This window comes from Clostridioides sp. ZZV15-6598 (genome assembly GCF_020657705.1).
Taxonomy (GTDB): domain Bacteria; phylum Bacillota; class Clostridia; order Peptostreptococcales; family Peptostreptococcaceae; genus Clostridioides; species Clostridioides difficile_F.
This window is the reverse complement of the sequence record NZ_JAGWCS010000323.1, coordinates 1-478: the sequence shown is the minus strand read 5'-3', so window position 1 is coordinate 478 and position 478 is coordinate 1. Positions and strand designations below refer to the sequence as shown.

Sequence of the window (478 nt, the reverse complement as noted above, 5' to 3'; positions counted from 1 at the left end):
GAAGAGAAGCTACATCAAACTTGTTATCTTCTATTTTTATTTCTTCCAGTAATTCTTTTAACCAATCCATTTTAAATATCTCCTTTCATTTTTTCACATAACAAAGACACCTACCAGCTTAGTAAGTGTTTCTAACATGCGTCTTATACCATTTTTCATATTTCATATTTGATGAAACATAATATGTTTTACCATCTTCTCCTCTTGCTGCTCTATATCCTTCTTCATCACTAAAAAAAGGAGCTGTTGTTGTACGACATCTAGGATGAAATGGTGGAGCTGTTATTCCAACTTGATAATCATTCATATCAAATACTTTTCCATCTAACTCTCTACATATACTTGATGTTTTTAAATCTAGTGTAGCAACTATCTCATACTTTTCTACATCTAAATCGTTAAAACAATCTTTTCTTGAAGCTGATGCAAAGAAAGCTGATTCAGTCATTATTAGATTCTTAGCTTGTGATTTAGACAC

General features: G+C 31.0%; 1 protein-coding gene. It reads right to left on the bottom strand.

All coding sequences use genetic code 11. The features are described from left to right. Nucleotides 1-118 precede the first annotated feature (118 nt). The coding region (locus tag KGF50_RS21850) for a minor capsid protein (RefSeq protein WP_227849992.1) at nucleotides 119-478 on the bottom strand (360 nt) is incomplete at its 5' end.